At 65.5% G+C, this 25,110-nt stretch carries 29 protein-coding genes; 4 read left to right on the top strand and 25 right to left on the bottom strand.

What is annotated here, in order from left to right; translation table 11 throughout:
- Positions 1 to 16 precede the first annotated feature (16 nt).
- A complete protein-coding gene (locus FEF15_RS08375) occupies positions 17 to 871 on the top strand; it encodes a universal stress protein (protein WP_163558702.1) in 855 nt (284 codons plus the stop codon).
- Here FEF15_RS08375 and FEF15_RS08370 read toward each other — a convergent pair.
- Positions 778 to 2,118 carry an MFS transporter gene (locus FEF15_RS08370; protein WP_163558701.1) on the bottom strand — a complete coding sequence of 447 codons (1,341 nt, stop codon included), beginning with the start codon at positions 2,116 to 2,118 and terminating at the stop codon, positions 778 to 780. The genes FEF15_RS08375 and FEF15_RS08370 overlap by 94 nt on opposite strands.
- Before the next feature lie 130 nt (positions 2,119 to 2,248).
- On the opposite strand from FEF15_RS08370, the gene FEF15_RS08365 reads away from it, so the two are divergent.
- Together FEF15_RS08365 and FEF15_RS08360 are read left to right on the top strand one after the other, a co-directional pair.
- Complete coding sequence (locus FEF15_RS08365) at positions 2,249 to 2,590, top strand: TraR/DksA C4-type zinc finger protein (protein WP_163558700.1); 342 nt, start codon at positions 2,249 to 2,251, stop codon at positions 2,588 to 2,590.
- A gap of 19 nt (positions 2,591 to 2,609) precedes the next feature.
- Positions 2,610 to 2,981, top strand: a complete 372-nt coding sequence (locus tag FEF15_RS08360; protein WP_163558699.1) for a RidA family protein — start codon at positions 2,610 to 2,612, stop codon at positions 2,979 to 2,981.
- Here the strand turns inward: FEF15_RS08360 and FEF15_RS08355 are convergent.
- From FEF15_RS08355 to FEF15_RS08245, 23 genes are all read right to left on the bottom strand, one after another.
- Positions 2,978 to 4,492, bottom strand: a complete 1,515-nt coding sequence (locus tag FEF15_RS08355; protein WP_205598498.1) for an ABC transporter permease subunit — start codon at positions 4,490 to 4,492, stop codon at positions 2,978 to 2,980. The two genes, FEF15_RS08360 and FEF15_RS08355, sit on opposite strands and share 4 nt — an antisense overlap.
- Positions 4,489 to 5,256, bottom strand: a complete 768-nt coding sequence (locus tag FEF15_RS08350; protein WP_163558698.1) for an ATP-binding cassette domain-containing protein — start codon at positions 5,254 to 5,256, stop codon at positions 4,489 to 4,491. The genes FEF15_RS08355 and FEF15_RS08350 overlap by 4 nt, the downstream gene beginning before the upstream one ends.
- A 13-nt stretch (positions 5,257 to 5,269) precedes the next feature.
- Complete coding sequence (locus FEF15_RS08345; RefSeq protein ID WP_163558785.1) at positions 5,270 to 6,127, bottom strand: putative selenate ABC transporter substrate-binding protein; 858 nt, start codon at positions 6,125 to 6,127, stop codon at positions 5,270 to 5,272.
- A gap of 78 nt (positions 6,128 to 6,205) precedes the next feature.
- Entirely contained in the window at positions 6,206 to 6,805 is a 600-nt protein-coding gene (locus FEF15_RS08340; RefSeq protein ID WP_240454114.1) for a 4'-phosphopantetheinyl transferase superfamily protein, read from the bottom strand.
- A 5-nt stretch (positions 6,806 to 6,810) separates the two neighbouring features.
- Entirely contained in the window at positions 6,811 to 7,254 is a 444-nt protein-coding gene (locus FEF15_RS08335) for an excinuclease ATPase subunit (RefSeq protein WP_163558696.1), read from the bottom strand.
- 67 nt (positions 7,255 to 7,321) lie between these two features.
- On the bottom strand, positions 7,322 to 8,581 hold the full coding sequence (locus tag FEF15_RS08330) for a beta-ketoacyl-ACP synthase (protein WP_346427857.1): 1,260 nt from the start codon (positions 8,579 to 8,581) through the stop codon (positions 7,322 to 7,324).
- The gene (fabG, locus tag FEF15_RS08325) at positions 8,581 to 9,306 is read right to left on the bottom strand and encodes a 3-oxoacyl-ACP reductase FabG (RefSeq protein ID WP_163558695.1); all 726 of its coding nucleotides are present in this window, start codon (positions 9,304 to 9,306) and stop codon (positions 8,581 to 8,583) included. Before fabG ends, FEF15_RS08330 begins: the two co-directional genes overlap by 1 nt.
- Positions 9,303 to 9,776 (bottom strand): hypothetical protein, encoded by a 474-nt coding sequence (locus FEF15_RS08320; RefSeq protein WP_163558694.1) that lies wholly within the window; start codon positions 9,774 to 9,776, stop codon positions 9,303 to 9,305. The genes fabG and FEF15_RS08320 overlap by 4 nt, the downstream gene beginning before the upstream one ends.
- On the bottom strand, positions 9,773 to 10,963 hold the full coding sequence (locus FEF15_RS08315; protein ID WP_163558693.1) for a beta-ketoacyl-ACP synthase: 1,191 nt from the start codon (positions 10,961 to 10,963) through the stop codon (positions 9,773 to 9,775). The genes FEF15_RS08320 and FEF15_RS08315 overlap by 4 nt, the downstream gene beginning before the upstream one ends.
- Positions 10,948 to 11,442: a DUF3261 domain-containing protein gene (locus FEF15_RS08310; protein ID WP_276208205.1), complete on the bottom strand. Its 495-nt coding sequence runs from the start codon at positions 11,440 to 11,442 to the stop codon at positions 10,948 to 10,950. The genes FEF15_RS08315 and FEF15_RS08310 overlap by 16 nt, the downstream gene beginning before the upstream one ends.
- 80 nt (positions 11,443 to 11,522) lie before the next feature.
- Complete coding sequence (locus tag FEF15_RS08305) at positions 11,523 to 12,785, bottom strand: NAD(P)/FAD-dependent oxidoreductase (protein ID WP_163558691.1); 1,263 nt, start codon at positions 12,783 to 12,785, stop codon at positions 11,523 to 11,525.
- The gene (locus tag FEF15_RS08300; protein WP_163558690.1) at positions 12,772 to 15,057 is read right to left on the bottom strand and encodes an MMPL family transporter; all 2,286 of its coding nucleotides are present in this window, start codon (positions 15,055 to 15,057) and stop codon (positions 12,772 to 12,774) included. Before FEF15_RS08300 ends, FEF15_RS08305 begins: the two co-directional genes overlap by 14 nt.
- Positions 15,054 to 15,608 (bottom strand): LolA-related protein, encoded by a 555-nt coding sequence (locus FEF15_RS08295; RefSeq protein WP_163558689.1) that lies wholly within the window; start codon positions 15,606 to 15,608, stop codon positions 15,054 to 15,056. Before FEF15_RS08295 ends, FEF15_RS08300 begins: the two co-directional genes overlap by 4 nt.
- Positions 15,605 to 16,045, bottom strand: a complete 441-nt coding sequence (locus tag FEF15_RS08290; protein WP_163558688.1) for an acyl-CoA thioesterase — start codon at positions 16,043 to 16,045, stop codon at positions 15,605 to 15,607. Before FEF15_RS08290 ends, FEF15_RS08295 begins: the two co-directional genes overlap by 4 nt.
- Positions 16,032 to 17,588, bottom strand: a complete 1,557-nt coding sequence (locus FEF15_RS08285; RefSeq protein WP_163558687.1) for an aromatic amino acid ammonia-lyase — start codon at positions 17,586 to 17,588, stop codon at positions 16,032 to 16,034. The genes FEF15_RS08290 and FEF15_RS08285 overlap by 14 nt, the downstream gene beginning before the upstream one ends.
- Positions 17,572 to 18,516, bottom strand: coding sequence for a glycosyl transferase (locus FEF15_RS08280; protein WP_163558686.1), 945 nt, complete (start codon positions 18,514 to 18,516; stop codon positions 17,572 to 17,574). The genes FEF15_RS08285 and FEF15_RS08280 overlap by 17 nt, the downstream gene beginning before the upstream one ends.
- Positions 18,513 to 19,256 (bottom strand): glycosyltransferase family 2 protein, encoded by a 744-nt coding sequence (locus tag FEF15_RS08275; protein ID WP_163558685.1) that lies wholly within the window; start codon positions 19,254 to 19,256, stop codon positions 18,513 to 18,515. The genes FEF15_RS08280 and FEF15_RS08275 overlap by 4 nt, the downstream gene beginning before the upstream one ends.
- Positions 19,249 to 20,778 (bottom strand): AMP-binding protein, encoded by a 1,530-nt coding sequence (locus tag FEF15_RS08270; protein WP_240454119.1) that lies wholly within the window; start codon positions 20,776 to 20,778, stop codon positions 19,249 to 19,251. The genes FEF15_RS08275 and FEF15_RS08270 overlap by 8 nt, the downstream gene beginning before the upstream one ends.
- 131 nt (positions 20,779 to 20,909) lie before the next feature.
- Positions 20,910 to 21,455, bottom strand: coding sequence for a hypothetical protein (locus FEF15_RS08265; protein WP_163558683.1), 546 nt, complete (start codon positions 21,453 to 21,455; stop codon positions 20,910 to 20,912).
- 7 nt (positions 21,456 to 21,462) lie between these two features.
- A complete protein-coding gene (locus FEF15_RS08260) occupies positions 21,463 to 21,804 on the bottom strand; it encodes an acyl carrier protein (RefSeq protein WP_163558682.1) in 342 nt (113 codons plus the stop codon).
- Positions 21,722 to 21,991 (bottom strand): phosphopantetheine-binding protein, encoded by a 270-nt coding sequence (locus FEF15_RS08255; protein WP_163558681.1) that lies wholly within the window; start codon positions 21,989 to 21,991, stop codon positions 21,722 to 21,724. The genes FEF15_RS08260 and FEF15_RS08255 overlap by 83 nt, the downstream gene beginning before the upstream one ends.
- Entirely contained in the window at positions 21,963 to 22,751 is a 789-nt protein-coding gene (locus FEF15_RS08250; RefSeq protein ID WP_163558680.1) for a lysophospholipid acyltransferase family protein, read from the bottom strand. The genes FEF15_RS08255 and FEF15_RS08250 overlap by 29 nt, the downstream gene beginning before the upstream one ends.
- Positions 22,748 to 23,425, bottom strand: a complete 678-nt coding sequence (locus FEF15_RS08245) for a beta-ketoacyl synthase chain length factor (RefSeq protein WP_163558679.1) — start codon at positions 23,423 to 23,425, stop codon at positions 22,748 to 22,750. The genes FEF15_RS08250 and FEF15_RS08245 overlap by 4 nt, the downstream gene beginning before the upstream one ends.
- 194 nt (positions 23,426 to 23,619) lie before the next feature.
- On the opposite strand from FEF15_RS08245, the gene FEF15_RS08240 reads away from it, so the two are divergent.
- A complete protein-coding gene (locus FEF15_RS08240; protein ID WP_163558678.1) occupies positions 23,620 to 24,126 on the top strand; it encodes a DUF4410 domain-containing protein in 507 nt (168 codons plus the stop codon).
- A gap of 81 nt (positions 24,127 to 24,207) precedes the next feature.
- Here the strand turns inward: FEF15_RS08240 and FEF15_RS08235 are convergent, their stop codons facing one another.
- Positions 24,208 to 25,065, bottom strand: coding sequence for a MurR/RpiR family transcriptional regulator (locus FEF15_RS08235; protein ID WP_163558677.1), 858 nt, complete (start codon positions 25,063 to 25,065; stop codon positions 24,208 to 24,210).
- Between the last annotated feature and the right edge of the window lie 45 nt (positions 25,066 to 25,110).

Below are 25,110 nucleotides of genomic sequence, written 5' to 3'. Positions count from 1 at the left end.
CCTTCAGGATGCAACGATGACAGATCAGGTAATGGCCGCCATCGACGGCTCGCAGTTTTCCGAAGGGGTGTGCGACTACGCCGCCTGGGCCAGCCTGGCGCTCGACGCGCCACTGACCTTCCTGCACGTAGTCGACAACCACCCCCAGACCGCCGAGGCGGACCTCTCCGGCAACATCGGCCTGGGCTCGCGGGAGCACCTGCTGGAAGAGCTCTCCGAGCTGGACGAGAAGCGTGCCAAGGTGGCCCAGGAGCAGGGCCGGTTGATGCTCAAGGATGCCAAGGAGCGCGCCATTCAAGACGGGGTGGCGGAGCCTGGCACCCGCCAGCGCAACGGCACCCTGGTGGAAACCCTCGAGGAACTGGAAAACGAAATCCGCCTGCTGGTGGTGGGCAAGCGTGGCGAGACCGCCCACCAGGCCAGCGAGCACCTGGGCTCCAATCTGGAGCGCGTGGTGCGCACCCTGCACCGGCCGATTCTCATGGTGTCCGACACCTTCACGCGCCCCGCGAAGGTGATGCTCGCCTTCGACGGCAGCAAGACCACCCGCAAGGGCGTGGAGATGCTGGCCAAGAGCCCGCTGTTCGATGGCATCCCCGTTCACGTGGTGATCGTCGGCGCCGAGACCGGCGACAACCGTTCGCAGCTCGACTGGGCGCTGGCGACCCTGCGCGAGGCCGGCCACGAGGCGGAAGGTGCCATCCGCGCTGGCGAGGTGGAGGCGGCGCTGCGCACCTACCAGGACGAAAACGACATCGACCTGCTGGTGATGGGCGCCTACGGCCACTCGCGCATCCGCCACCTGCTGGTGGGCAGCACCACCACGGCGATGCTGCGCAAGGCCACTAAGCCGGTGCTGCTGTTGCGTTGAGGCGGTCGGTTCCGCCCCTGTGACGTCGCCGGCCTGCGGGCCGGCGACGGCGTGTCAGGGGGCTCGCTCCCCACGCCGGCGAGCACGCCCTGGGCCAGCCACCAGCCGGCGACCAGGAAGGCCAGCATGCCGGCGAGCACGCCCTGGAAGGGCGCCCCGAGGTCGAGCGCCAGGCCGAGCACCGCCGGAGCGAGGCCGGTGGAGAAGACCATGGCGGCGCTCAGGGTGGCACGCACCGTGCCCAGGTGCTCGGCACCCCAGATGCGCACCAGCAGGCTGGTGGCAATCGACTCCTGGGAACCGATGGCCAGCCCGCCACCGACCATCAGGGCCCAGACCCCGAGGTGGCCGCCCAGGGTGAGGGCGACGATCAGCGCCAGGGCGTAGGGCAGCAGGTAGAGCCGTGCCAGGCGCACCGGGCCCAGCCGATCCACCCAGCGCCCGCCCATCAGTGCGCCGGGAAGCTTGGCGAGCCCCATGCCGGTGAGCGCCAGGGCGTAGACCCCCAGGCTGCTGCCGAGGTCCTCGGTGAGCCGGGCCTGGTAGATGAAGAGCCCCGTCATGGTGATCGGCAGCACCATCAGCAGCGGCAGCAGGGCCCAGAAACGCCGCTCGCGGAAGGGACGCGGCCCGTCGCGACGCTGGCCGCGGCTTGGGCGCTGGCCCGGCGCTTTCGGCCAGGGGCCGCGCAGTAGTGCCAATGCCCACAGCGCCAGGAGCACACCGCCGAACAGCCACCACAGCTCCCGCCAACCCAGCCACACCAGCAGCGCCGCCATCAATGGCGGCAGGGCCGTCTCGCCCAGCATCATGCCCATGCCCACCAGACCCAGGGCGCGCCCGCGCATGGCCGAGAACTCGCGCCCGGCCAGGGTGTTGCCGAGATGGGTCAGCATGCCCTGCCCACAGAGTCGCACCAGCCCCAGTCCCAGCAGCCCGAGCCCCCACCAGGGCGAGAGCGTGAGCAGCAGCACGCCGACGGCCAGGGCACTGAGTACGATCAACGCGAAACGCCGCGGGGCGACCCAGTCGATGGCCGGCCCCAGGCGCAGCACGGCGAAGCCGGCGACCAGGGTCACCGCGGCGTAGGCGGTACCGAACTGGCCGGCGCTGAGGCCGAGCTGCGCCGAGATGGGGGCCTGGAAAAGCCCGATGAAGAAGCTCTGGCCCAGGCTCGAGGAGAACATCGCCAGAAAGGCGATGCCCAGCAGCCCGCGATGATCCCGCAGCAGGGTGCGGTAGCCCATGACGATCTCCCGATGCAGTGGCAAGATGGCCGGAAGCGGCGGCCCGAGTGCAAAAGCCCACTATGATAGCAGTTGAGACGTATCGACAGGGCGACGGGCCCGCGCTGTTGGGTGGCGTCGGGAGAGAGACATGAATCATCCGGAACTGGATATGGATGCCGTGGTAACGCGGCTTCACGACCTGCGCGAGGAACTGCAGGCCGAGAGCGAGGCCAGCCGCAGTACGCGGGATACCGTGATGCTCGACCAGACCGCGGTGGGGCGACTCTCGCGCATGGATGCCCTACAGGGGCAGGTCATGGCCAAGGCCGAGGAGGAGCGTCGCCAGCTCGCGCTCAAGCGCATCACCGCGGCGCTGGTCCGCATCGAGCGCGGCGAGTACGGTGAATGCATCGAGTGCGGCGAGTGGATCGGCAAGAAGCGTCTGGAGTGGGATCCGCTGGTGCTCAAATGCATCGACTGCGCGCAGTGACTGGCCAAGGAGACACGCGATGACGATTACCCGGCACGACACCAAGGCGCGCATGAGCCGCGCCGTGATCCACAACGGCGTGGCCTGGCTGTGCGGCCAGGTGGCCGGCCCCGAGGCGCGTCACGGCGATATCACCGAGCAGACCGAGAGCATGCTGGCGCGCGTCGATGCGCTGCTCACCGAGATCGGCTCCGACCGCGAGCACCTGCTGTCGGCCACGATCTATCTCCGGGACAGCCACGATTTCGCCGCCATGAACGCGGTGTGGGACGCCTGGGTGCCCACCGGCCACGCCCCGGCGCGCACTTGCGTCTGCGCCTCCATGCCCGCCGACGAGCTCCGGGTGGAGATCACCGTCACCGCACTGGTCATCGGCGAGTACAGCTATTAACGGGCGCAGGGATCCTCGATGGGCGCCTCCCGCGGCCGCAGCCGCCGCGACAGGGCGTCCACGGCTATGTTCAGCGCGGCAGTGACCAGCAGCAGGGCGAAGGCGACATCGAACATCAGGTACTCGAAGCCCTCCTCAATGTAGAAGCCCAGCGTGGCCACCCCCAGCATGCCCAGAATCGCCGTCTCGCGCAGGATCACCTCGGCGCGGTAGTAGAGCAGGGCGAGCAGCCCCGGGTAGACCCGCGGCAGCAGCTCGTAGGCGAGCCGTCCCGAGGCGGGCAGCCCCGGCATGCCCGGCGTGATGGCATCGGCGTGGCGCGCCACCAGAAAGGCGATCAGCGCGCCGTTGTGCAGCGCCAGCGCCAGCCAGGCGGGCAGCAGCGAGGGGCCGAGCAGCAGCAGGAAGACGAACGCCAGCATCAGCTCCGGCGTCGAGCGCAGGAACACCAGCAAGCCCTGGCCGGCAAGCCGCGTGGCGCGATTGCCGAAGTGGCGGCAGGCCAGCGGCCAGAGCGCCAGCGCCACGCCGAGCGCGCCCACGGTGCCGAGCAGCCCCAGCAGCAGGGTGTTGCCGATGGCCGGTCCCAGGTCGGGAATGCGCGCCGCCCAGGCGACAAGCCCCGCCCAGTCGCCGGCGAGCAGCGGCGCCGGCCAGATATCGCCCGACACGAAGCGCCACAGCAGGCCGCCGTCCACGCTCGGCCAGGGACCGAGCAGCAGCGCCCCACCCACCAGCAGAACGGGGATCAGCCGCCGGTGGCCCCACCAGGGGAGCGTGGCGATCAGCAGGTAGAATAGCCACAGCAGCGCCCCGGCCTCGGGATAGCGCCCCTCGCGAAACGCCGTCTCGAGGTGGAAGCCCAGGGTGGGCAGGCCGACGAAGCCGAGCAGCACGCTGGCGCGCAGGGCGCACTCGAAGCGGTAGCGGGTGTAGGCGGCCAGCCGCGCCCAGGCCAGCGGCAACTCGGTATAGACGAAGCGCGACAGCCGGCCGACGCCGGGGGCGAGGGCGTCGCGGGGCGCGCGGGGTGTCTGTTCGAGGATTTCCGCATAGACCTTGGCGAAGATGCCGGCGTAGGGAATCGCCAGGGCGGCGAGCGCTGTCAGCGCCGAGAGGCCGAACACCTGCAGGAAGAGCAGCGCCCAGAAGAGCTCGTGGATGGCCCGCACGAAGGCGCAGCCGGCGCGTATCAGCCGCGAACGGGCGAAGAGCAGTGCCAGGGGAAAGCCGAGCACCAGGCCGCCGAGCGTGCCCCACAGCGCCACCGCCACGGTCAGGCCAAGCGCCGAGAACGGCGACTCCAGCGAGCCCCAGGCCGGCCAGGCCAGCCCCCGTGCCATGCGGCCGAGCTCGGCCCAGGGATCGCGGGTAAGGATCGCCAGGTCGGCCAGCGGCAGCAGTACCACGGCGAGTGCCACCAGGGTCAGCGTATGACGTGCCAGGCGCACGCCGGGGGTGGCACCAGCCAGCCAGCGGGGGCGCCGGGCGTCGATGCTCGCCTCGCTCACGCTCGTCCCCGGCCGCAGGGCAGGGTGGTCAGGTCGAAGGGTACGGGCGTGTCGGAATCGCTTGGCGAAGGGGAGCCGGCGTCGGGGTAGAGGGCGTCGAGGTCGGCCAGCGTCAGCTCGCGGGCCGGGGCATCGATGGCCAGGCGCCCGTCGCGCAGCCCCCACACCCGGTCGAAGTGCGACAGCGCCAGCTCGCGCTGGTGCAGGGCGATCACCGCCGTGGTGTGGCGTTCGTCGATCACGGCCAGCAGGCGCAGCGCCTGGTGCGGGTCGATGCTGGCCACCGGTTCGTCACCGAGGAAGATATCCCGCGACTGGTACAGGGCTCGGGCGATGGCCACGCGCTGGCGCTGGCCACCGGAGAGCTCGCCCACCGGGCGGCGCAGCAGGCCGGCAAGGCCGAGTTCCCCGGCCAGTTCGGCGATCTCGCCCCAGGGCGCCTGGAGCGGACGCACCAGGTTCCACAGATTGGCCAGCGCCGAGCGTTCGGCCAGCCGTCCCATGTAGACGTTGTGGTAGACGGCGAGCTGCGGCACCAGGCCGTGGTGTTGCGGGCACCAAACGGCCTGCTCACTCAGCCGCTCGCGCAGGGTGGCGAGCAGGGTCGACTTGCCGGCGCCGCTCGGGCCGAGCAGGGCGATGCGCTCGCCTTCGTGCAGCGCCAGCGTCAGGTCGTTGAGCACCACCTGACTCTGTCGGCCCCGGCCATGGCCCAAGGATTCGCCGTGCAGGGCGACCAGGGGCCGGCGTTGCTCGCTCTCCATCGTCAGGACGCCCTCAGCGCAGCAAACCGAGGTCTTCCGCCACCCGCTCGATGGGGACGTACATGGCGTTGTCGGCGGGGATGAAGGCCTCGCGGGGGAAAGTGGCCAGCAGCTCGGGGTCGTCCATTTCCAGGAAGGCGGCCTGCACCTGCTCGGTGAAGCCCTCGCCGAAGCGCTCGTCGGCGTCGCCGCGCAGGGTCCAATTGTAGTCGGGGTAGGGGGGAGTTTCCCAAATCACGCTGACCTTGTCGGTATCCACGCGGCCGTCTTCGACGGCGGCATCCCACACCGTGTAGTTCACCGCGCCCAGGTCATAGGTGCCGGCCTCCACCAGGGCGATGGTGCGCGAGTGATCGCCGGAATAACCGACCCGCGAGAAGAACGCCTCGGGGTCGGCGTCGTCGAAGCGCTGGCGGAAGAAGTGCTCGGGCATCAGCCGCCCGGAGGTGGAGGTGCGCGACCCGAAAGTGAAGGTCATGCCCTCGACGGCATCGGGCAACTCGTCGGTGCGCTCGAGGCCGGTGGAGTCATGGGCGATGAAATAGCTCTTGAAGGCGTCGTCCTCGCTGCCCTGAGCCAGGGCCACCGAGCCCGGCACCAGGCGGCGCGCCTGCACCCCGGAGAGTCCGCCGAACCACGCCAGCTGCACTTGGTCGTTGCGAAAGGCGGTGACTGCTGCCCCGTAGGACTTCACCGGCACGTACTCCACCTCGACGCCCAGGCGCGCCTCGAGATAGTCGGCGACCAGGGAGAAGCGCTCGATCAACCGCGACTGGTCCTCGTCGGGAATGGCGGTGAAGCGAAAGGTCTCGGCCGCTGCAGCCGGGGCGACGAGCGCGAAGGCGACGGCGGTGAGCACAGCGCGGCGCATGGGGGACTCCTGGGCGAAGAGAAAGCCGCTATTGTTGTGGTTGGGGACGGCCATGGCAAGCCCGTCACACTGGGTGTTCTAGCGCAGCGCCATTCCCTTGGTGAGAGGGATGGCGGGAAGGCTACGAATGCGCAACCCCTGATGATGGGCGCAGATGCTCAGGGTCCATCCTCGGTGCTGCCATTGCCAGGCCTGGGTGCTTCCGGCCGGCTTGAGGCGCGACAGTCGAGTCCCTAGCACGGTGCTTGGTGGGTTGCCGGATAGGCAGTCAAGCTTGAAGAGCGCTTCATGTAGAGTCCAGGCCCGGTAGAAGACTTGCTGGGGGTTTGCATCGGCAAGAATGGCGTGACGAGTCGATGCTTCTGGCAACAGGTCGACCAGCGCCGCCAAGCGAGCGGCGTGGCGAGGCTGTGAATGTTCAAGGTCGATGCCTACGGGGACGTTGGCGAGCCCCGCGATCACGCGTCGATCACGATGACTCAGGCAGGCGTACCAAGTCCCGGGAAGGCTGGGGTGGCTTGGCACACCGCCTCCCCTGGGCGACCAGCCATTCACCGGACAGTGGAAGCCCTGGCGTGCGGTGAGACGAGCGAGCAGCTCGCGCCCCAGCCTCGACAGACAAGCCCCGCTACTGCCAGCGGGGACTTGTGCCAGGAGCAGGTCGAGGCAGGGCGTCATCGTACTCAGCGCAGGGTGACGACATCGCCACGCAGAGCCACACCGGCCATCAAGGCGCCGGCATGGCATTCGTACTCGCTCTGTGATGCCATCACGTTCTGCTTGTAGAAGCTTTCGATATTGATCACTGCGTTACCCCCCTCGGCACGAACGCGCTCCTGCAGGCTGAGCAGTGCCGAGAGCATCACCCAGCGACAGGCCTCCTCATCGCTCTTGTTGAAGGCGTTGGTCTTCTTGTTGGTAACAAAGTTGCCGTGGTTCTCGATGACCTCGGCGCGGGGGGCGTCGGCAAAGACGAAGCGAATATTCGGATCCAGCTTTTCACGTGCTGCCGGTGCATTCATGGCGTCCTGGATGGGTAGCAAGTGCTGGGTATCCCGGGCCTGGGCTGCCGTAGCCAGAGTCAGGCCGCTGAGAAGCGCCGTCAGTGTCAGTCGTCCCTTCTTCATTGTCTCGTTCCTTCTGGTTTGGTTGGAGCCGTCCCGTTTCCGGTCAGGTATGGGATGCCGTGCGGCATCAGGGCCAACGGCGGAAGATCAAGGAGGTGTTGATTCCGCCAAAGGCAAAGTTGTTGCTCATCACGAATTCACAATCGATGTGGCGCCCCTCGCCGCGAAGATAATCCAGCTCGGCACAGGCGGGGGCGGGGCGGTCGAGGTTGGCGGTGGCGTGAAACCAGCCCTCGCGCATCATCTCGATAGCCACCCAGGCCTCGAGTGCTCCGCAGGCGCCCAAGGTATGGCCGGTGAAACTCTTGAAAGCGCTGATCGCCTGGTGGCTGCCAAATACCGCTTGGGTAGCAAGGCTCTCGGCGATGTCGCCACGGTCGGTGGCCGTGCCATGGGCGCTGACATAGCCGATCTGCTGCGGGGCCAGTCCGGCGTCATCGAGCGCCATGCGGATGGCTTTTTCCATCATGCCGGCGTCGGGCTGGGTGACATGGCGGCCGTCGCTGTTGGTACCGAAACCGACCAGCTCGGCATAGACGGGGGCACCGCGGGCCTGGGCGTGTTCCAAATCTTCAAGGATCAGCGTGCCGGCCCCTTCGCCGATCACCAGACCGTCACGCTCGGCATCGAAAGGCCGGGGGGAGGTGTGTGGCGCATCGTTGCATGTGCTGGTGGCGAACAAGGTATCGAAGACTGCTGCGCCGGACGCAGACAATTCTTCACACCCGCCGGCGATCATGGCTTTCTGGCGGCCGAATCGAATCGCCTCATAGGCGTAGCCGATACCTTGACTCCCTGACGTGCAGGCGCTCGAGGTGGTATGTATGCGCCCACGAACGCCGAAGTAGACACCGATGTTGACGGGGGCGGTATGGGCCATCATGCGGATATAGGAATTCGCATTGAGCCCATCGGTAGTCTTGTTGATCAGCATATTACCGAAATCGGCGACTGCCTCAGGCTCGCCTGCCGAGGCGCCGTAGGCGATCCCCAGCTCTCCGCTGGTCAACAATGGTGAGTCGAGCAGGCCAGCGTCCTCGAGTGCCAACTCGCTCGCTCGGGTGGCCATCTGAGCGCTGCGACCCATGCTGCGTAGCACGCGGCGATGATAATGGGGGGGTAGTTCAAAATCGCTGACAGGGGCGCCAAGGCGGGTATTGAGGCCCTCGTAGACAGCCCAGTCTTCGATGTGGCGAACGCCGTTCTCCAGCTTCGCCAAGCGTGAGCGAATGCTCGGCCAGTCATTGCCAATGGGAGAAAAACCGGCCATACCGGTGACCACCACCCGACGACCCATGCCATCACTGCGGCCTGTCGTTGTCGTCATCAGCACATTCCCCCATTCACGGCAATTACCTGGCGAGTTACATAGCCCGCATCTGGCGAACACAGGAAGCTTACGGCGGCTGCGACTTCCTCACTGGTGCCGGTACGCTGCATGGGAATCATCTTGAGGGCTTCCTCGCTGGCCAGGCCCTCGGTCATGTCGGTGTCGATCAGGCCCGGTGCGACGCAATTGACGGTAATGCGGCGTTTGGCCAGTTCCACTGCCAGGGCCTTGACTGCACCGATCAGGCCGGCCTTGGCGGCGCTGTAGTTGACCTGGCCGCGATTGCCCATGAGGCCCGAGACCGACGACAGGACCACGACGCGGCCGGGGGCCCGGCGGCGAATCATTGGCATCGTCAACGGTTTGACCACGTTGTAGAAGCCGTCGAGGTTGGTATGGATGACACTGTCCCAGTCGTCATCGGAGAGGGCCGGGAAGGCACCGTCGGCGGTGATGCCGGCGTTGCATACCACGCCGTAGTAAGCGCCGTAGGCGAAGATATCCTCCTCCAGGGCGCGGCGGGTGGCCTCACGGTCGGCGATATCAAAGCTCAGGATACGCACCTGCCGACCCAGGGAGCGGATCTCGTCGGCAACGGCTTCGGCGGCATCGCGGCGTTGCCGACAATGCAGCACGATATCGAAGCCGTCACGGGCCAGTCGCAGTGCAATGGCGCGGCCAATGCCGCGGCTTGAGCCTGTGATGAGAAGCGTATCGGTCATGAAGAGGAGTCCTGTTGCAACATGGCGGCCATGGCCTCGGGGCTGTCCGGTTCGTAGACGCTGAGGGCGGCCTCGGCAAGAGTGTATTCCTCGGTATCCAGTAGGCGTCCACGAAAGGCCCCGAGACCGTTGCCAGCGAGATAGTCGAGAGTCACTTCCACACGCACCGGGCGATCGAAGGGGAAATGTGCCACTTCGCAGTGGTAATGTCGGCTACCGAGGAGAAAACCGATGCGAGGCGTGCCACCCTTGGCCAGTGCGCGCCGGCCAGACCAGGCGGCAATGGCCTGGGCCAGCCACTCGATCCCGACCCAGGCTGGAATCCCTTCTGGGACGGCGAAGAGGCTCTGACAGCGTGGCGTCACCTCGGCGAGTAGAGACTCCTCACCGGCCTCGAGCAAGGTGTCGAGGAGGCACATGGGATCCTGGTGGGGAACCAGTGCGGCGATGGAAGGGTGTGTTGTTTTCATGACATCTTTTCCAGCAGCAGGGCGATATTGTTGCCGCCGAAGGCGAAGGCATTGCTGAGTGCCCGTTTGAGGTTGGCAGGGCCTCCGGTAGTGAGGGCGAGTGCCGGCAGATCAGGGTCGACTCGGTTGTCATTGACATGGGGCGGAAGTCGGCCGGCCTCCAGAGCCATCCAGCAGAAGGCCGCTTCCAGCGCCCCACAAGCCCCGAGGGTGTGACCGGTCAGGGCCTTGGTCGAGCTGCAAGGCAGGGAGTTGCCGAACAGGGCTGACACGGCCCTGGCCTCCATGCTGTCGTTCTGCACCGTTGCCGTCCCGTGGAGGTTGAGATAGTCGATAGCCGATGGTACAACTCCGGCCATCTCGAGCGCTCCCTGCATGGCGTGTCGGGCCCCTTCGCCATCGGGCCGGGGCGCGGATATGTGATGGGCGTCGCTGCTCTCCCCGTACCCTGCCAGCTGAATACCTCCCGCTTCCCGTGTCACCAGGAACAGGGCGGCGGCCTCCCCCAGGTTGATGCCGTTGCGTGTGGTGGAGAACGGCTGGCAGGGGCTGTCGCTGACAGCCTCCAGCGCAGCAAAACCGTTGACCGTCAGATGACAGAGGCTGTCGGCACCACCGGCGATTACGGCGTCGCAGGCCCCTGCGGCCAACAGTCGTCGGGCGCTGGCAAGTGCTTTGGCGCTGGAACTGCAGGCCGTGGATAGGGTGTAGGCAGGGCCAGTCACACCAAGCTGCTCGGCGACGAAGCAGGAGGGAGCACCGATTTCATGGCGCTGGTAGTGAAAATCCCTGGGCCAGTCGCCGTGTTGGCGGCGGGTAGCCTGAGCGGTTTCCGTCTCACCGATGCCCGAGGTGCTGGTGCCTAGCACCACACCGATACGAGCGTCGGGATGTCGACCCTGGAAGGCCTCCAGAGTCGGCATGAGCTGCTCCAGAGCGGCGGCCAGCAGACGGTTATTGCGTGAGCGGTGTACAGCAGGCCAATCGCTATCATCTGGCAGCAATGCAGTGACACGCCCCAATGGTAGGAGTCTGCCGGGGGTGAAAGCATCGCTGATTTCCAGGCCGCGCTGCCCAACGAACAGCCCGGCAGCGATCGTTGCCGGATCATTGCCCAGAGAACAGACCACCGCGGGGCGATGCAGGCGACAGGCAGGCGCTGACTGCGGGCTTACGGGACGCGACATGGGGCCTCGGCTCGGTCGTGGTCGGCAGCGGTGATAGCGAGTCGGTAGCCGCCTTCGAGGTCGTGGATGATACGGCATTCGGGGCCACCGACAAGCTGGGCAACGAGCCGACCGCGGTGCCGGATCCAGCGCTCGTTGCCCGTGGCCTCCAGCGTCCAGTCGCTGCCATCGAAGGCGTCACGAAGGTGTTCGGCAGGCCAAAGGCTCCAGCTCAGGCGGCTGGCCAGCCACTCGGCGGTAAAGGGTGGCTCGAAAGCCGCTCCGGGAAGGAAGCGAATCCCTTCCTGGTCGCGAACCAAGGTAAGAAGCCGTTGCCCTTGAGGGCTGAGCAGCGCCAGCCTCAGGCTGTCGCGGTCGTGGCGCAGCATGCCGATCAGCACCCGACGCTCCTCTCCGTGAATGAAGGTCAATCGCTGAACGGAGGGCGCGGCGCTGGGCAGCGCTTCCAGCGCTGGTACAGGCGGCGAGGGCGGCTGCATCGCGCAGGCCGTCAGCCAGCTCAGCGCCAGGATAGCCGATATGGCCCTGACCCATCGGGATCTCCTCGGGCTCCGCGCTCTCATGTCACCGTGGCCTTGTCGGGCGAGGCTTCTATGGCACAAGACTCAGCCAAGCGATCGAGCCGTCGGCGGCTGGCGGCGACGAAGGGGTTATCGGTATCCCAGGCGTAGCCTGCCAGTACCGAACCAATCATGCCGCGCAGCCGAGGGGACTGCTGGTCATGGAAAATGATGCGTGGCAGTCGGCCGTCGTACCAGGCATCCACGAAATCCCGGAAAGTGGCCACACCGCGACGTAGCGGAGCCTCGAACTCAGCCGCCCAGTCAACGGTATGCCCCTCGAGCTGCCGGGCGACCAAGGGTGCCGCACGCACCGCCGAGTCCAGGGCGATGGTCACCCCAGAAGAGAAGACCGGGTCGAGGAATTCGCCAGCGTTGCCGAGGACCGCAAAGCCCGGTCCGTGCAGTCGCTTGATATCGGCGGAGTAGCTCTGTAACCGAGCGATATCGCGCACTGCCTCGGCGTTCTCGAGCAACTCGGCGAAGCGCGGCTCTTCGCCAATCAATGACCAGAGGCGCGTCGGGTCGTCGCTTCCGGCCGCTTCGAGAATGGCGGGCTCGGCCACGACTCCCACCGAGGTGCGTCCATGGCGAAAGGGAATCAGCCAGTACCAGATACCGGAGTGCCGAGGGTGGATGCCGATCAGGATCTTCTCGCGATCATGGTCCGGGCAACGGATACGGTCTTCGACATGAGTGAACAAGGCGCTGCGATTGGCTAGGGTCGAGGGGCGGTCGAGCCCCGTCAGCCTGGCCAGCACGCGACCATAGCCGCTGGCGTCGAGAACGAATCGGGCATTGAGATGCTGCATGGTGCCGGACTCGTCCTGCAGAGTCAGTCGGGGTGACTCCCTATCCGCCGTAAAGTCAGTGACTTCTACCCCGTGAGTGACCTCGGCACCGGCCTGACTGGCCGCCTCGATAAGGCGATGATCGAAATCGGCCCGCTCAACCTGCCAGGTAGTACCGGGCCCGGGGCTGAACTTGTGGCGAAAATCGATGGCGGACTCCGAGCCTCGCCAACAGAAGGCGGCACCGTTTTTGGGCTGGTAGTCGCCAGCCTGGGCTGCTTCCAGCAGCCCACAGGTTTCGAGGTGCACCATGCACTGGGGCAACAGGCTCTCGCCGATGGAGAAACGCGGGAAGTGCTGGCGCTCCAGGACTCGGACTCCATACCCTCGTTGGGCCAGCCAGGCGGCAGCCGCGGCGCCGGCCGGTCCAGCGCCGATGATCGCGACATCGGTGGTTTCACACTTCTCCATGTGAGGCTTGCTCCTTTTGGTATGTATCGGGACTACCCGTTGCCCGGGCAAAGGGCACTAGCGCCCAGGTGGCGACGAGTCCGGCCAGGCAGGTCAGGCCCAACTGGTGTAGCGCCGGGGTGGCACTAAGGGCCAATAGCCCGAAGGCCAGCAAGCTCGAGGCGCAGGACAGACTGATCGCTAGCCATGCCGCGGGATCCTCGGGGTGTTCCGTGCTGAAAATGCCGGCATCCAGGCCGATACCCAGCACCAGTAGCAGGCCCAGCACGTGGAACAGCGTTACCCCGATGCCCAGGACGGCGAAGAGCCCCAGCGTCAGGAGCACGGCACCCACCGGGGGCAGCAGCACTCTCCAGGCCCGGCGCCGATAGCGCCAGCCGAAGAGCCCGATCAGTGCCAGCAGAGCCAGCCCCAGCCACCGAGTGATCTGCTCGCGCAGCTGGGCGAGCTGGGCCGTGAGCTCACCCACACGGTCTCGGTAGTGGAGCTCGGAACTACCAGCGGCCAGCTGGGTAAGGGCTCGTTGAGCGGAAGCATCAACACCCTCGAGCTGTACCAGGGCCGCCGGGACGTTGGCGTCCCCGAGCCACAGCGCTCTATCGGCGTTACCGGCCAAAGACTTTAGCCAAGTTTCAGGGGTGAGCATCGGCGGCGAGATCAAAGGTGCCTGGAGTGTCTCGCTCAGGTTGCTGGGGAGCTGGGCCGCATCAAGCAAACCGGGGAGGGCCTCAGTGTATCGCTGGCGAACACGTGCCAGGTTGCGGTTCTGGGTGGCGGCCGAAGGTACGGCTTGGGCGAGGTGATGGTAGCTAGACAGATGCCCATCGCTAACCAGTCGAGACAGCGGGGCATCAAGTCCTTCAAGACGCTCCAGCAGTCGCTCCTCGGTCGTGTCGGTAACCACTAGATAGTGCTGACCAGTGGTTCGCTCAAGCAATGCCTGGACTTGCTGCTGCTCTCGTACCAGATCGGGAGGCGACGGGTTGAGCTGGCGCAGGTCGTCCTCCGCTGACAGGGTGGTCAAGGCCAGGCCGAGTGCGATCAGGCCAAGTGCGGTCAGCACTAACCAAGGACCGGCGGCCTTTGATTGCAGACGGATGTGGTTAAGCCGTTCGGCGACTGCCAAAGTGGCGGGGTGTGGGCTAAGCGGCAACAGCGGCAGCCACAGGCGGACGGTCAGCCAGGCACCGAGCAATCCCAGAGCGGTGAAGGTGGCCATCTGGCGTAGCCCGGGCAAGGGGGTGGCCAGCTGTATCAGATAGGCGGTCAGACTCGAGATGAGTCCCAGAGCCAGCCCCGGCCACAGCCGTGAGAGGGCGTAGCAGGGGTGTAAAGCGCGGGCGCACTGCAGGTGCAGGGCATAGTCCACGGCGAGACCTATCAGGCTCGCACCAAAAGCCAGGGTCAGCAGGTTGAGCGTTCCGAATAGAGTCCAGGTCAGCGGCAGGGCGAACAGCACACCCGCGGCGACGGGCAGCAGCAGGCTGGCCAATACAGCGGGCCGTCGAAAAACCCAGGCCAGCAGAAACAGTATACCGACCAGCGAGCCAAGGCCGATGGTGGTGATTTCGCGCTTCGCCTGGCGGGTGCCGGCCGCCGCGTGAAAGACCAGGCCCGCGCGGAGGACTTCCAGTTCGGGATGGGCCTGTTCGAAATCAGCGATGGCTTTGACCAGCGGGCGCTGACGGGCCATGTCATACGGGCTGCCGGCCAGGGTGGCGCTCATCAGCACCCAACGCTGTCCGTCCCGGCTTACAACGGGCATGCCATCACGCCAAGTCACTGGTCCGGCGAAACGATGCGCTATCCAGGCATCGAGCAACCCGAAAGGGTCGTCGCGTAGTTCGGCATCGATGCCGGGGGTGAAGAGTCGCGACAATCCACGCGCCTGCCATGCCTCGGCAGTGGCCTCGACCATGGGGGCCGCCAACAGGCGGTAGCGATAGGGGGCCAGCGTTTGGTCGGGACGTGGTGGGTTGTCGCTGGCAAAGGCAGCAATGCTGCCCGAGGCTTGCAGTCGTTGCTTCAGGTCGGTGAGGCTAGCGACGGCATCCGGCCCAGACAGTAGCAGCAGCACCTGGGATTCAACAGTGCTGTCGAGGTTCTCCTCGGCCCGCTCGAGTAGCGCCGTGCGAGGGGTCTCGGGGAGCAGCGCCGTGAGTCGGGTATCCAACGGGGCGTCACGCAGGAGCTGGGCACTCAGTAGCAGCGCACAGGCTACCAACGCCAAGCCCCAGGCCAGTGCAGCGACTCTAGCCCGCCGGTCCTTCATACGCCGGACTCCTCGGCATCCAGTACCTGGCAGTCGGTGGGCATCAGCGTCAGTGTCAGACGGTCGCCGTTGGTGAAGTCCAGCGCCAGGTGCTCGACGAGATCCCCGCCGCTGGCACTGGCTTCCTCGATGCGTTCGGCGACGTTGACATCGGTGGGGGTAAGTTGGGCCTGCCATGCGCTCAACTCACCTTTCAACTGTACCCTGAAGAGAGTGCCCAGACTCGCCCAGTCGCCTTCCAGCAGCCCGGTGAGAATCGGCAGCATGGCTTTGAGTCCCACGGGCAGGTCGGGGTTGTCGAGAGAGAGGTGAAGCCGGTCAGCCACCGGAGAGAGAGTTGACCAGACCAAGGCATCCCCCTGGCGCTGGAAGTGGCCTTCACTGTCGAGGCCGAGCTCCATATCGGCCATCCAACGGTGCTGGGCGAAGCGCCCGCACTCAGGTGCATGCTCGCGCAACTGTTCTTCGAGATTATGGGGATCAACCGTTTCTGCGGCCTTGCTCACCACAGGCAGTGCCAACAGGAAGATAACGAGAAGGCAGCGGGTCACGTGTTGGCCTCCTGCCAAGCGACAAGGCGTTCGACGAAGGCTGGTGGTGACGCCAAGCGCATCTCCCCATCATCGAGTCCCACGGCAACCTGGATGCTCCAGGCCCGGGTCAAGCGCTTGCGCGTGTCGGCGTCGCGGATGGTGTAATCGACCTTGAGGCGATGCTCCCATTCACTGAGGCGGGCCTCGATGGCGATCCGTTGGGCGAAGAGAGCGGGAGCGGCATAGCGCAACCGCAGGTCAATCACCGGCCAGGCGAAGCCAGATTCGCCCATCTGCGGGTAGTTGTAGTCAATGGCATCGAGTAGTTGACAGCGCGCAACCTCCAGGTAGCGTACATAGTGGCCGTGCCAGGCTACCTGCATCATGTCTACGTCATGGAAGGGAATTTCCAGCTCGACCTCGGCCCGGGGCAAGGGGCGATCATCCGGCGTCATACAGGCTCCAACGGCGGTCACGAATCAACTCACAGAGGTGATTAAGGTCACTGTCCAGGGCACGATCCTCCTCGAGCGGGGCGATATCTCGTCGACACTCGTCAAGGAAGCCCGCCAGCCTCTCGGGTAGCGGGGGCGTGTTGGGCTGTCGGCTGCGCTGCTCGACCCCCTGGCAGGCGGCATGCAGGGTCGCAGCGGCCACCTGTTCCACCAGGGTCAATACGCGCAGGGCATCCCGGGCGGCGATCGTGCCCATGCTGACCTTGTCCTGGTTGTGGCATTCGGTGGAGCGCGAGAAGACACTGGCGGGCATGGTCAGCTTCAGCGCTTCGGCGGTCCAGGCCGAGGCCGCAATCTGCACCGCCTTGTAGCCATGATTAAGGGGTAAGCGTTCGGGCGTCGCACCGCTCAGGTTACTGGGCAGTCCGTGGTTGTAGCGGACATCCACGAGCAGGGCGAGCTGACGGTCGAGCAGATCGGCGAGGTTGGCAGCCACCTGCTTGAGGCTGTCCATGACAAAGGCCACGTGCCCGCCGTAGAAGTGACCGCCGTGCATCACCTTGCCGCCCTCGGCATCGACTAGAGGATTGTCATTGGCGCTGTTGAGCTCGTTCTCGAGAAATTGTCGCCACCAGGGCAAGGCATCTTCCGCGACACCGATGACATGGGGAGCGCAGCGGGTGGAGTAGCGGTCCTGCAGACGCGGTGAGTTGCGCGGTGTAGTCGGCGCATGCAAATCCTCGCGCAGGCGGGCGGCCACCTGGCCCTGGCCGGGATGGGGCTTGGCGGCAAACAGGTCGGCATCGAAGTGGTAGGGGTTGCCCGCGAGGGCATGTACCGAAAGTGCGGTGATGCGAGTGGCCAGGCGCGCGAGATAGGCACAGCGGGCATAGGCGAAGACGCCGAGTGCGGTCATCACCGCCGTGCCGTTCATCAGCGCCAGCCCCTCCTTGGGCTTGAGCCGATAGGGAGTGAGGCCACGTTCGGCCAGCGCCTCGGCAGCCGGTCGCCGGCGGCCGTTGTCGAGCACTTCGCGCTCGCCGCAGAGTACCGCGGCCAGGTAGGAGAGCGGTGTCAGGTCCCCGCTGGCCCCCACCGAGCCCTCCTCCGGAATGACCGGCAGGACATCGTGTTCGAGCAGCCAGACCAGGTGCTCGAGTAGCTCAAGACTGACCCCCGACACACCACGGCATAGTGATACCAGGCGTACCAGCACCACCCCCCGGGCGGCTTCCACGGACAGGGTTTGGCCCAGGCCACAGCCGTGGAAGGTATAGAGCTGGTGGGGCAGGCTGGCCACGTCCGCGACGGGGACGGCACGGGTGCAGGCGTCACCGTAGCCGGTGGTCACCCCGTAGACGACGCCATCCTCGTTCAGCAGCGTCTCGAGGAAAGCGTTGCCCTGGGCGATACGCTCGCGGAAAGCGGGATCCGCCGAGAGCCTGACACGGCGCTTGCCTTCGGCTACGTCGAGCACCTCCTCGAGGCTCACGGGGTCGCCGTTGAGAGTCAGAGGAGGGCATGGGTCAGAGGGTATGGTCATGGGTTTGTTCCGTGTCGTTGAGCCAGAACGGATAGAAGTTGAACCACTGCAGCGGGTGTTCTCGTACCCGCTTGGCCAGTTGGTCGGCATAGCGTTGCATGGCATCGCCGAGCCACGCCTCCCGGTCACGGCGTGGCAGTTTGCGAGTATCGTCGAAGGTCTCGAAGTCTATGTGAAAGCCTTTACCTTCACGGACGCTGGACAGGGTGTACAGTGGGCAACGCAGCAGGGTCGCCAGGCGAAAGGGGCCTTCAGGGAAGACGGCGGGCGCGCCCAGGAAGTCGAGTGGGCGGCTGCGCCCGGCACCGATCGGCACCCGGTCGGCGGCGATCACCACAAAGCCTCCACCGCGGATACGCTCATCGAGCCGTTGGGCGGTGGCGGGGGTAATCTCGGTGACTTCAAGCAGTTCGGGCTGTCGTCGACCGGTGACGCGTTCAAGTAACGTATTGAACTTGCCCGCATTGCGGGTGTGCATCAAGACAGTCAGTTGAAGGTCCCCGTGGCGGTCGTGCAGGGCGTTGACCACATCCAGGTTGCCGTGATGAGCGACCAGCACCAGCCCGCCGCGTTGCTCTGCGATGGCTGCCTCAAACTGCCTGACGCCCTCGCCTCGCAGACTGGACGGCGGGTAATCCCCACTCCAGGCCGCTACCTTGTCCATCAATGACTGGCCAAAGGTCAGGAAGTGGCAATAGCTGCGGTAGAAGCTGAACAAGGGCCGGTCGGTAAGCGACGGCTCCAAGCGCATCAGGTAGGCCCGCGAGGCCCGGCGGGCAATGCCGTGGGCAAGGAAATACCAGAGAATCACCGGCCCCAGTGTCAGGCGGAAGGGCCAGTTACCGAGACGGCGCCGGATCTGCACCATGGCAAGCATACCTAGCAGCGTGCCTCGCTCGCCGATGCGGGCCCAGTGCCAGCGGTTCATGAGAGTGACCGCCGACGTTGTCCGAGCAGTTTCGGCAGCCGCACCAGCATGCCGAAGAACAGCCGGGTATGCATGGCGCTGATCTGTGCATTGTCACGCCAGGGCGCAAAGTGACTGACTCCGTCGGCAGGGTAATGGACCCTGACAGGGAGGTTGCGAAGCCGCCGTCCCGCCCAGTGCCAGCGCACCAGCACTTCAGTGTCGAAGGTCATCCGGTTACCGCAGGGATGACATGCCAACAGGTGGTTAAGTGCCGCGACAGGATACAGGCGTACCCCGCACATGGTGTCGCGAATATCGCGCGACAGTGTATTGATCCACACCCAGACATGGGTGGCATAACGACCATAGAGCCGCACCTTGGGCACACTGTCGTCATAACGTGGGAAGCCGATCAGCAGAGTGTCCGGTGACCGGCTCATAGTCTCGAGAAAGCGGGGAAGGTCCGCCTGGTGATGCTGGCCGTCGGCATCCACCTGCAGGGCGTGGCTGAAGCCCAGACGCTCGGCCTCGCGCAGGCCGGCCTTGACGGCTGCGCCCTTGCCTTGGTTCGGGGCCAGACGCAGCAGGTGGTGGCCAAGTCTTGCCAGGCGATCGAGCTCGCGGCGACAGGGCGCATCGCTGCCGTCATCCACCAGCAGTACCGGCAGCCCCAGGTCATCGAGGGCAGCGCAGACATCGGCGATGGTGGCAGGATGGTTGTAGACCGGCACCAGGGCGCAGGGACGAGGCTCAGGCATCTTGCCCCCTGACAACGAAGCGAACCCGGCCGCTGCAATGACGTCCCTCGTGGGAGTCGATGGAAAAGGTCAGTCCATCTTCGTGACGCTTCAGGTGCAGGGTGAAGTGGGCGCTGGGGCGCAGCACGCGCTGAAACTTCAGACGTTCCACGCCGCGGAAGTTGCCGGCGCTGCCGAAGACCTCGTTGGCCAGTTCAATGGCCCACTGGAGCATGACCACCCCGGGAACCACTGGGAAGGAGGCGAAATGCCCCTCTAGATAGGCCAGGCGCTCCGGCACTTCCAGCGTCAGCCGCCGCTCATCGGGACCGTCAACCTGCTCTCCTAGCCAGCGTGGAATTCGGGGATTGTCTAGGTCGGCAAACAGGCGTGCGATGATGGCACGGTCGAGCTTGCCCTGCGGGTTGGTCGGCAGGGCGTCAACGAAACGCCAGTAGCGGGGGATGGCCACCGGTGTCTGGGTGTCGGCCAGATGACGGCGCAACTGATCGACCAGTTGGCGACGGCTGGCATGGTCTCTGGGTAGCGCTTCCCGCGGCACCACTACCACGGCTCCAAGGCGGCCATCGGTACGTCCCAGGGTCACGCAGCGAACCTCCTCGATTGCCGGCAGGCGGATGAGATCGCGCTCGATGGCGGCTAGTGACACGCGCTTGCCGGCGACCTTGACTAGACGATCTGCGCGGCCCAGGAGGCGGAAGCCGTGCTCCGTCGTTTCAACACGATCTGCTTGGTGCCACCAGCGGGCTGGATGCTCGAGGTGGGCAGAGCGCAGTAACAGCTCCGACGAGCGCAACGTGAGCTCGACGCCGGGCAGTGGCTGCCAGTCGACTCTCTCAGCTTGGCGGCGGCTGGCAATGCCGCCGGTTTCGGTGCTGCCATAGAGTTCGATCACCGGGGCGCCGAGAAGCGTTTCGGCATCCCGGGCATGTTCTGCGGCAAGCGGTGCGCCGGAAGAGAAGATCCGGGCCGGGGTGGCCTCTGACCAGGGCAAATGCGCCGGCAGCCGCGAGAGCTGCGCCGGCGAGCTGACCAGAATGGGCGCAAGGCCGGTTTTGACTGCTTCGGCCAGGCGGTCGGCCATCACCTCGGGATAACGGCTGTCATCGCCGCAGAACGGCGTGTCGTGGCACAAGGGGCGCAGCACGCCGGTCAGCAGGCCATAGATATGTTGATGGCTTACCTGGGAAATGACGGCTCCCCTCTCGAGGGGCCAGAGTTCGGCGTGGGTGGCAAGCTCCGCCTCTAACTGATCGAAACGCTTGGCCTGCATGAGAGGCTCGCCGCTGGAGCCTGAGGTATAGAGCACGAGTGCTTCGGCGCTGGGGGCCAGGCGCACCGGAGGAGCTGGCGCGGCGCCAGTTGGCACGGGAAGGGTTTGTGGCAGGACGCCATTGACGCTAGCCGCGAGCCGGCGCTGGGTTACTGATCGGTCGTCTCCGGGTAACACTGCACTGCGGCCACTTTCCCAAAGAGCTACCAGGGCTGCGCAGAACGCCGTGGGATCCGAGGCCTGGAGCAGCCATCGCCCCCTGGCGCGACCCTCGAGCCAGTCTCGCCAGGCATCGACAGGCCCTGCCAGGGCGCTCGGCTGGCACCAGGCCGGGGAAAGTGCTCTATGTTGCAGGCCGGCGTGGCGCCAAGGCAGGTGGGTCAGAGGGACGTACATGACGATGAGATCCTCCGCAGCCGGCGACGGCAAAGCCACTCGCCGGAGAACATCAAGGCGATCAGTCCGTAGCTGATGACGCCGTTGTAGAGTGACCAGGTTGCCAGGCTGGTGCAGCAGGCGGTCCAGGCGGCAATCGACCCGTTGGCGAAGAAGAATGCGCACCAGACCTGTGTCACCCGGCGTGTGTAGCGTACCCCTGCCTCGGGGAGGTCGGGCTGGCGAAGTCGGGCTAGCCGTTCGATTACCGGCGGTCCCTGCCACAGGCTGGCGGCAAACACAGTGAGCATCACGGCGTTGATGGCGACGGGGTAGGCGCGCATACCTAACTCGGCATTGACGAGAAGGCCTGTCAGCAACAGACCGGCCGCCGCGATGGCGGCCAGCCGACGGGCCTCTGGCAGGCGCCAGGCCAGCAGTCCCGCTCCAACGGCCAGCAAGGGCCAGCTGCCCAGCAAATCATGCAGCCCCCACACCAGCAGGGGCCAGGCCAAGGCCAGCGGTACGACCAGCAGCTTGAACCCTCGCACGCGCGACTCACGCCTGCATCAGGTGTTCGACGGCGGTGACCACGTCGTCGATACTGCGCACGGACTTGAAGTCCTCGGGATTGATGCGGCGTCCGGTGAACTGCTTGAGCTCGACGACCAGGTCCACGGCATCGATGCTGTCGATATCCAGGTCCTCGTAGAGCCGCGCCTCAGGCTGGACTTCGTTGGCATCCAACTCAAAGAGTTCCACCAAGGTTTTTTGGACATGGGCGAGTATGTCCGCCCGTTTGACGGTAGAGGGAGTATCAAGCGACACGGCGGGCCTCCACGAGCGACTGCAGGGCTGCCAAGCTGGCAAAGTGGCGGCGCGTCTCCTCGGCTTCGGCATCGAGCTTGATACCGAAGCGCTTTTGCAGGGCAAGTCCCAGTTCCAGAGCGTCGATGGAATCGAGTCCTAGTCCCTCACCGAACAGCGGTGCTTGGTCCTCTATGTCATCGGGGGAGATGTCTTCGAGTTCGAGGGCCTCGATGATCATTCGCTTCAGGTCAAGCGACAGTTGTTGTGTCTCGTTCATGGTGAAATTGCTCCAGTTCCCTGTTGAAGTGGCTGCTTAGCAACCGGGTCAGCCGCCGGGCCTGTTGGCACGTCGGCTGGGCTGCTTCCTGCTCTATCGGCAGGTCATCAAGCACCCGTAGGTCGATTTGTACTTTCTGCGGTGGAATGCGATACCAGGGCTCACCCTTGGTCAGGGTCGTCGGCGTGCACCGGATCAGTACCGGCGTGATGTTGGTCGAGGTGCGCAGGGCGATATTGGCTCCACCGCGGCGAAACTTGATCGGTCGGCCAGGTACGGTACGAGTGCCCTCAGGAAAAAGGATCAGTGAATTGCCTTCCGCCAGGCTGGCCCGGGCGGCATCCAGCACGGCTTCTGGCTCCCGGTTGGTGATATAGCCGGCAGCGCGTATCGGCCCGCGGGTAAAGGGGTTCTTGATGAGTCCTTCCTTTACGATGCAGTCGGCGTTGGGAACGTAAGCCAGCAGAAAGGCCACGTCGATCAGGCAAGGATGATTGGCCAGCAACAGCAGTCCCGGTCTGGCCAGTCGTTCACGGCCTTCGAAGCGGTAGTCGAGCACGCCGAGGCCACGCATCAGGGTGACGAATACGTAGAAGGTCCGCTGGATAAAGCGCCGGGCCAAGTGGCGCCGGCGCGCGGGGTCACGCACGCTCACCTGCAGGAGGGGAGCGACGACCAGCCCGATCGCAACGCCGCCAATGCCGAACGCGAGGAAAGAGATGGCGGTGCCTAGGCCTCGCCGCCACTGGTCGAGGGTCATGGTGCCTCCAGGTGCCAGCGTTGACGTCCCTCGAGAACCGACGTGGCGCCAGCAAGCCACTCCATGACGTCCAGCGGATCTGGGTCGACCGACCCCGACCCCGAACCCTTTGTGGCCACCAGGGCACTGCCGCTCTCCCTGGACAGGCGCAGGCCTACCGCGCAGGGGATACCGGGATGGCGCACATGGTCAGCATACGCTTCAGGAAGGGCGCCTTCCGAAAGGGCGATAACGACTGAAGGGTGGCCCTCGGCAAGGTAGCCGGTGGCCTCTACCAGCAGGGCGTCGAACTCCTGGCCGCAGGCGCCAAGTGCCTGTAGGGGACGACGGTGCTGCTGGGCAATGGAGTGAACGCCCAGTACCGCATTGTGCACGGACATGGAAAACCGAGTCGGTGATGGGGGCTCCCCGGCGGCCAGCGCTTCCAGCATGGCAAGCGTATGGCGGGCATCGCCATGACGGGAGGCGTGAATCAGCGGGTAACGAGCTTCCGGGTCCAGTGCTGCCAGGATGTCGCAGACGGCGCGACCGGTTTCATCCAGTCGTCGGCGCAGCATGCCCGGCAATGAGTTGCCGGGGCGATCGAAATCGGATAGCCGGTGCTGAGTGGGCGGTAGCGAGCGGGTTGCCCCACCATGCCAGCCACGCCAGTCGCTGAGGCACAGTCGTTCCATGACCAAAGAGAGCCAGTTGAGTGGAGCGTGATATTACCGGAAAACCGGGCGACCCCCAACCCGGCTTGAGTCGCAACTTTCGGATTAAAGTTTTCTGATGTATTGCCGATGAGTTGCCTTGTGCCTTCAAGTGGCTGTCACTAAGGCAAAACGGGGTTCACCAAGGAGAGGTATGAGGGATGTTGAGAGCAATAATGATTGGCTGTCTGTTGCTGCTCCTCGCTGGTTGTGGCACTGCGCATGTGAGGACTGACCAGGCGGCAGCCGGACTTGATGAATATCCATGGGTTCAGGTGCTTGAGGTGGAGGTCAACTCAACTGAGCAGGAGAACAACCACCTACGCCTGAATCGGGAGTTCAGTGACTATGCCACTCACCGCATTCGTGGCGTGATTCAGGACTCGGGCTTCTATCAATTGGTGGATGCAGCGTCGGTCGAAGGTCCCGATGCGTTGGTGGTAGAGACCCACATGAACATTACCTATGGCAGTCGGGCCAAGCGTTACTGGATTGGTTTCGGCGCTGGAAAGGGTATGGTACGTACTGTGCTGGCCATACGGCGCGCCGAGGACAGTACCAAGCTGTTGCAGTTGGCGAGCGACACGGATTTATCCATCGGGGCTTTCGGTGGCAGCATGGACATAGCCATACGAGAAAACATTGATGAACTGGTAGCAGAACTGCATCGCCAACTGCCTTAATCCCTCCTCAACGCGCTGCGAGGTAACATCCACCACGCAGCGCCCTCTATCTCGACTGCACTAGAAGCCTCTTGCACTAGACTATCCTTGTGCCGGATAGCGCGTCTCCTTGAGGCTATCCTTGATCTTCTTCAGGTGGGTGAGGAAGTCCTCGCCGCGGCGCAGGGTGACCCCGGTGGCGAGCACGTCGATCAGCGCCAGCTGGATCATTCGCGAGGTCATCGGCATGTAGTAGTCGGTGTCCTCGGGGGTGGGCACTTCGAGGCTTTCGGTGCACTCGCGGGCCAGCGGCGACGCCGGGGCGGTGATGCCCAGCACCACGGCGCCTGACTCGCGCGCGAGACGGGCGATGTCGACCAGCTCGCGGGTGCGGCCCGTCCAGGAGATCACCACCACCACGTCGCCGGTGTGGCAGGCGGCGGCGATCATGCGCTGCATCAGCACGTCGACGTAGGAAGTGACCGGCAGGTTGAAGCGGAAGAACTTGTGCTGGGCGTCCTGGGCCACTGCGCCGGAAGCGCCCAGGCCGAAGAAGTGGATCTGCTTGGCCTGGGTGAGGTAGTCGACCATGCGCTCGACCTTGGCGGGGTCGATCTCGCGGCGCGCCTGGTCCAGGGCGGCGATGGTGGCGCCGAAGATCTTGCCGGTGTAGGCCGCGGCGTCGTCGCTGGGCTCCACCGACTGGCTGACGTAGGGGGTGCCGCCGGCCAGGCTCTGGGCCAGCTTGATTTTGAAGTCCGGATAGCCCTTGGCATCGAAGCTGCGGCAGAAGCGGTTGACCGTGGGCTCGCTGACCGCGGCGGCCTGTGCCAGGCTGGCGATGCTGAGTCCCGTGGCGCGGGCCGGGTCGGCGAGAATCACGTCGGCTACCTTGCGTTCGGAACGGTTGAGCTCGTCGAGTCGCCGGCGAATGCGCTGGAGCAGGTCGTGATGGGCCATGATGAGGAGGTGTCTCCGTGACAGCAAGGGGTGAACGGCGGCAGG

Source organism: Halomonas sp. NO4, from assembly GCF_010994375.1.
GTDB lineage: Bacteria > Pseudomonadota > Gammaproteobacteria > Pseudomonadales > Halomonadaceae > Halomonas.
Note: the sequence above shows the minus strand (reverse complement) of the source record. Positions and strands in the feature narration are given on the sequence as shown.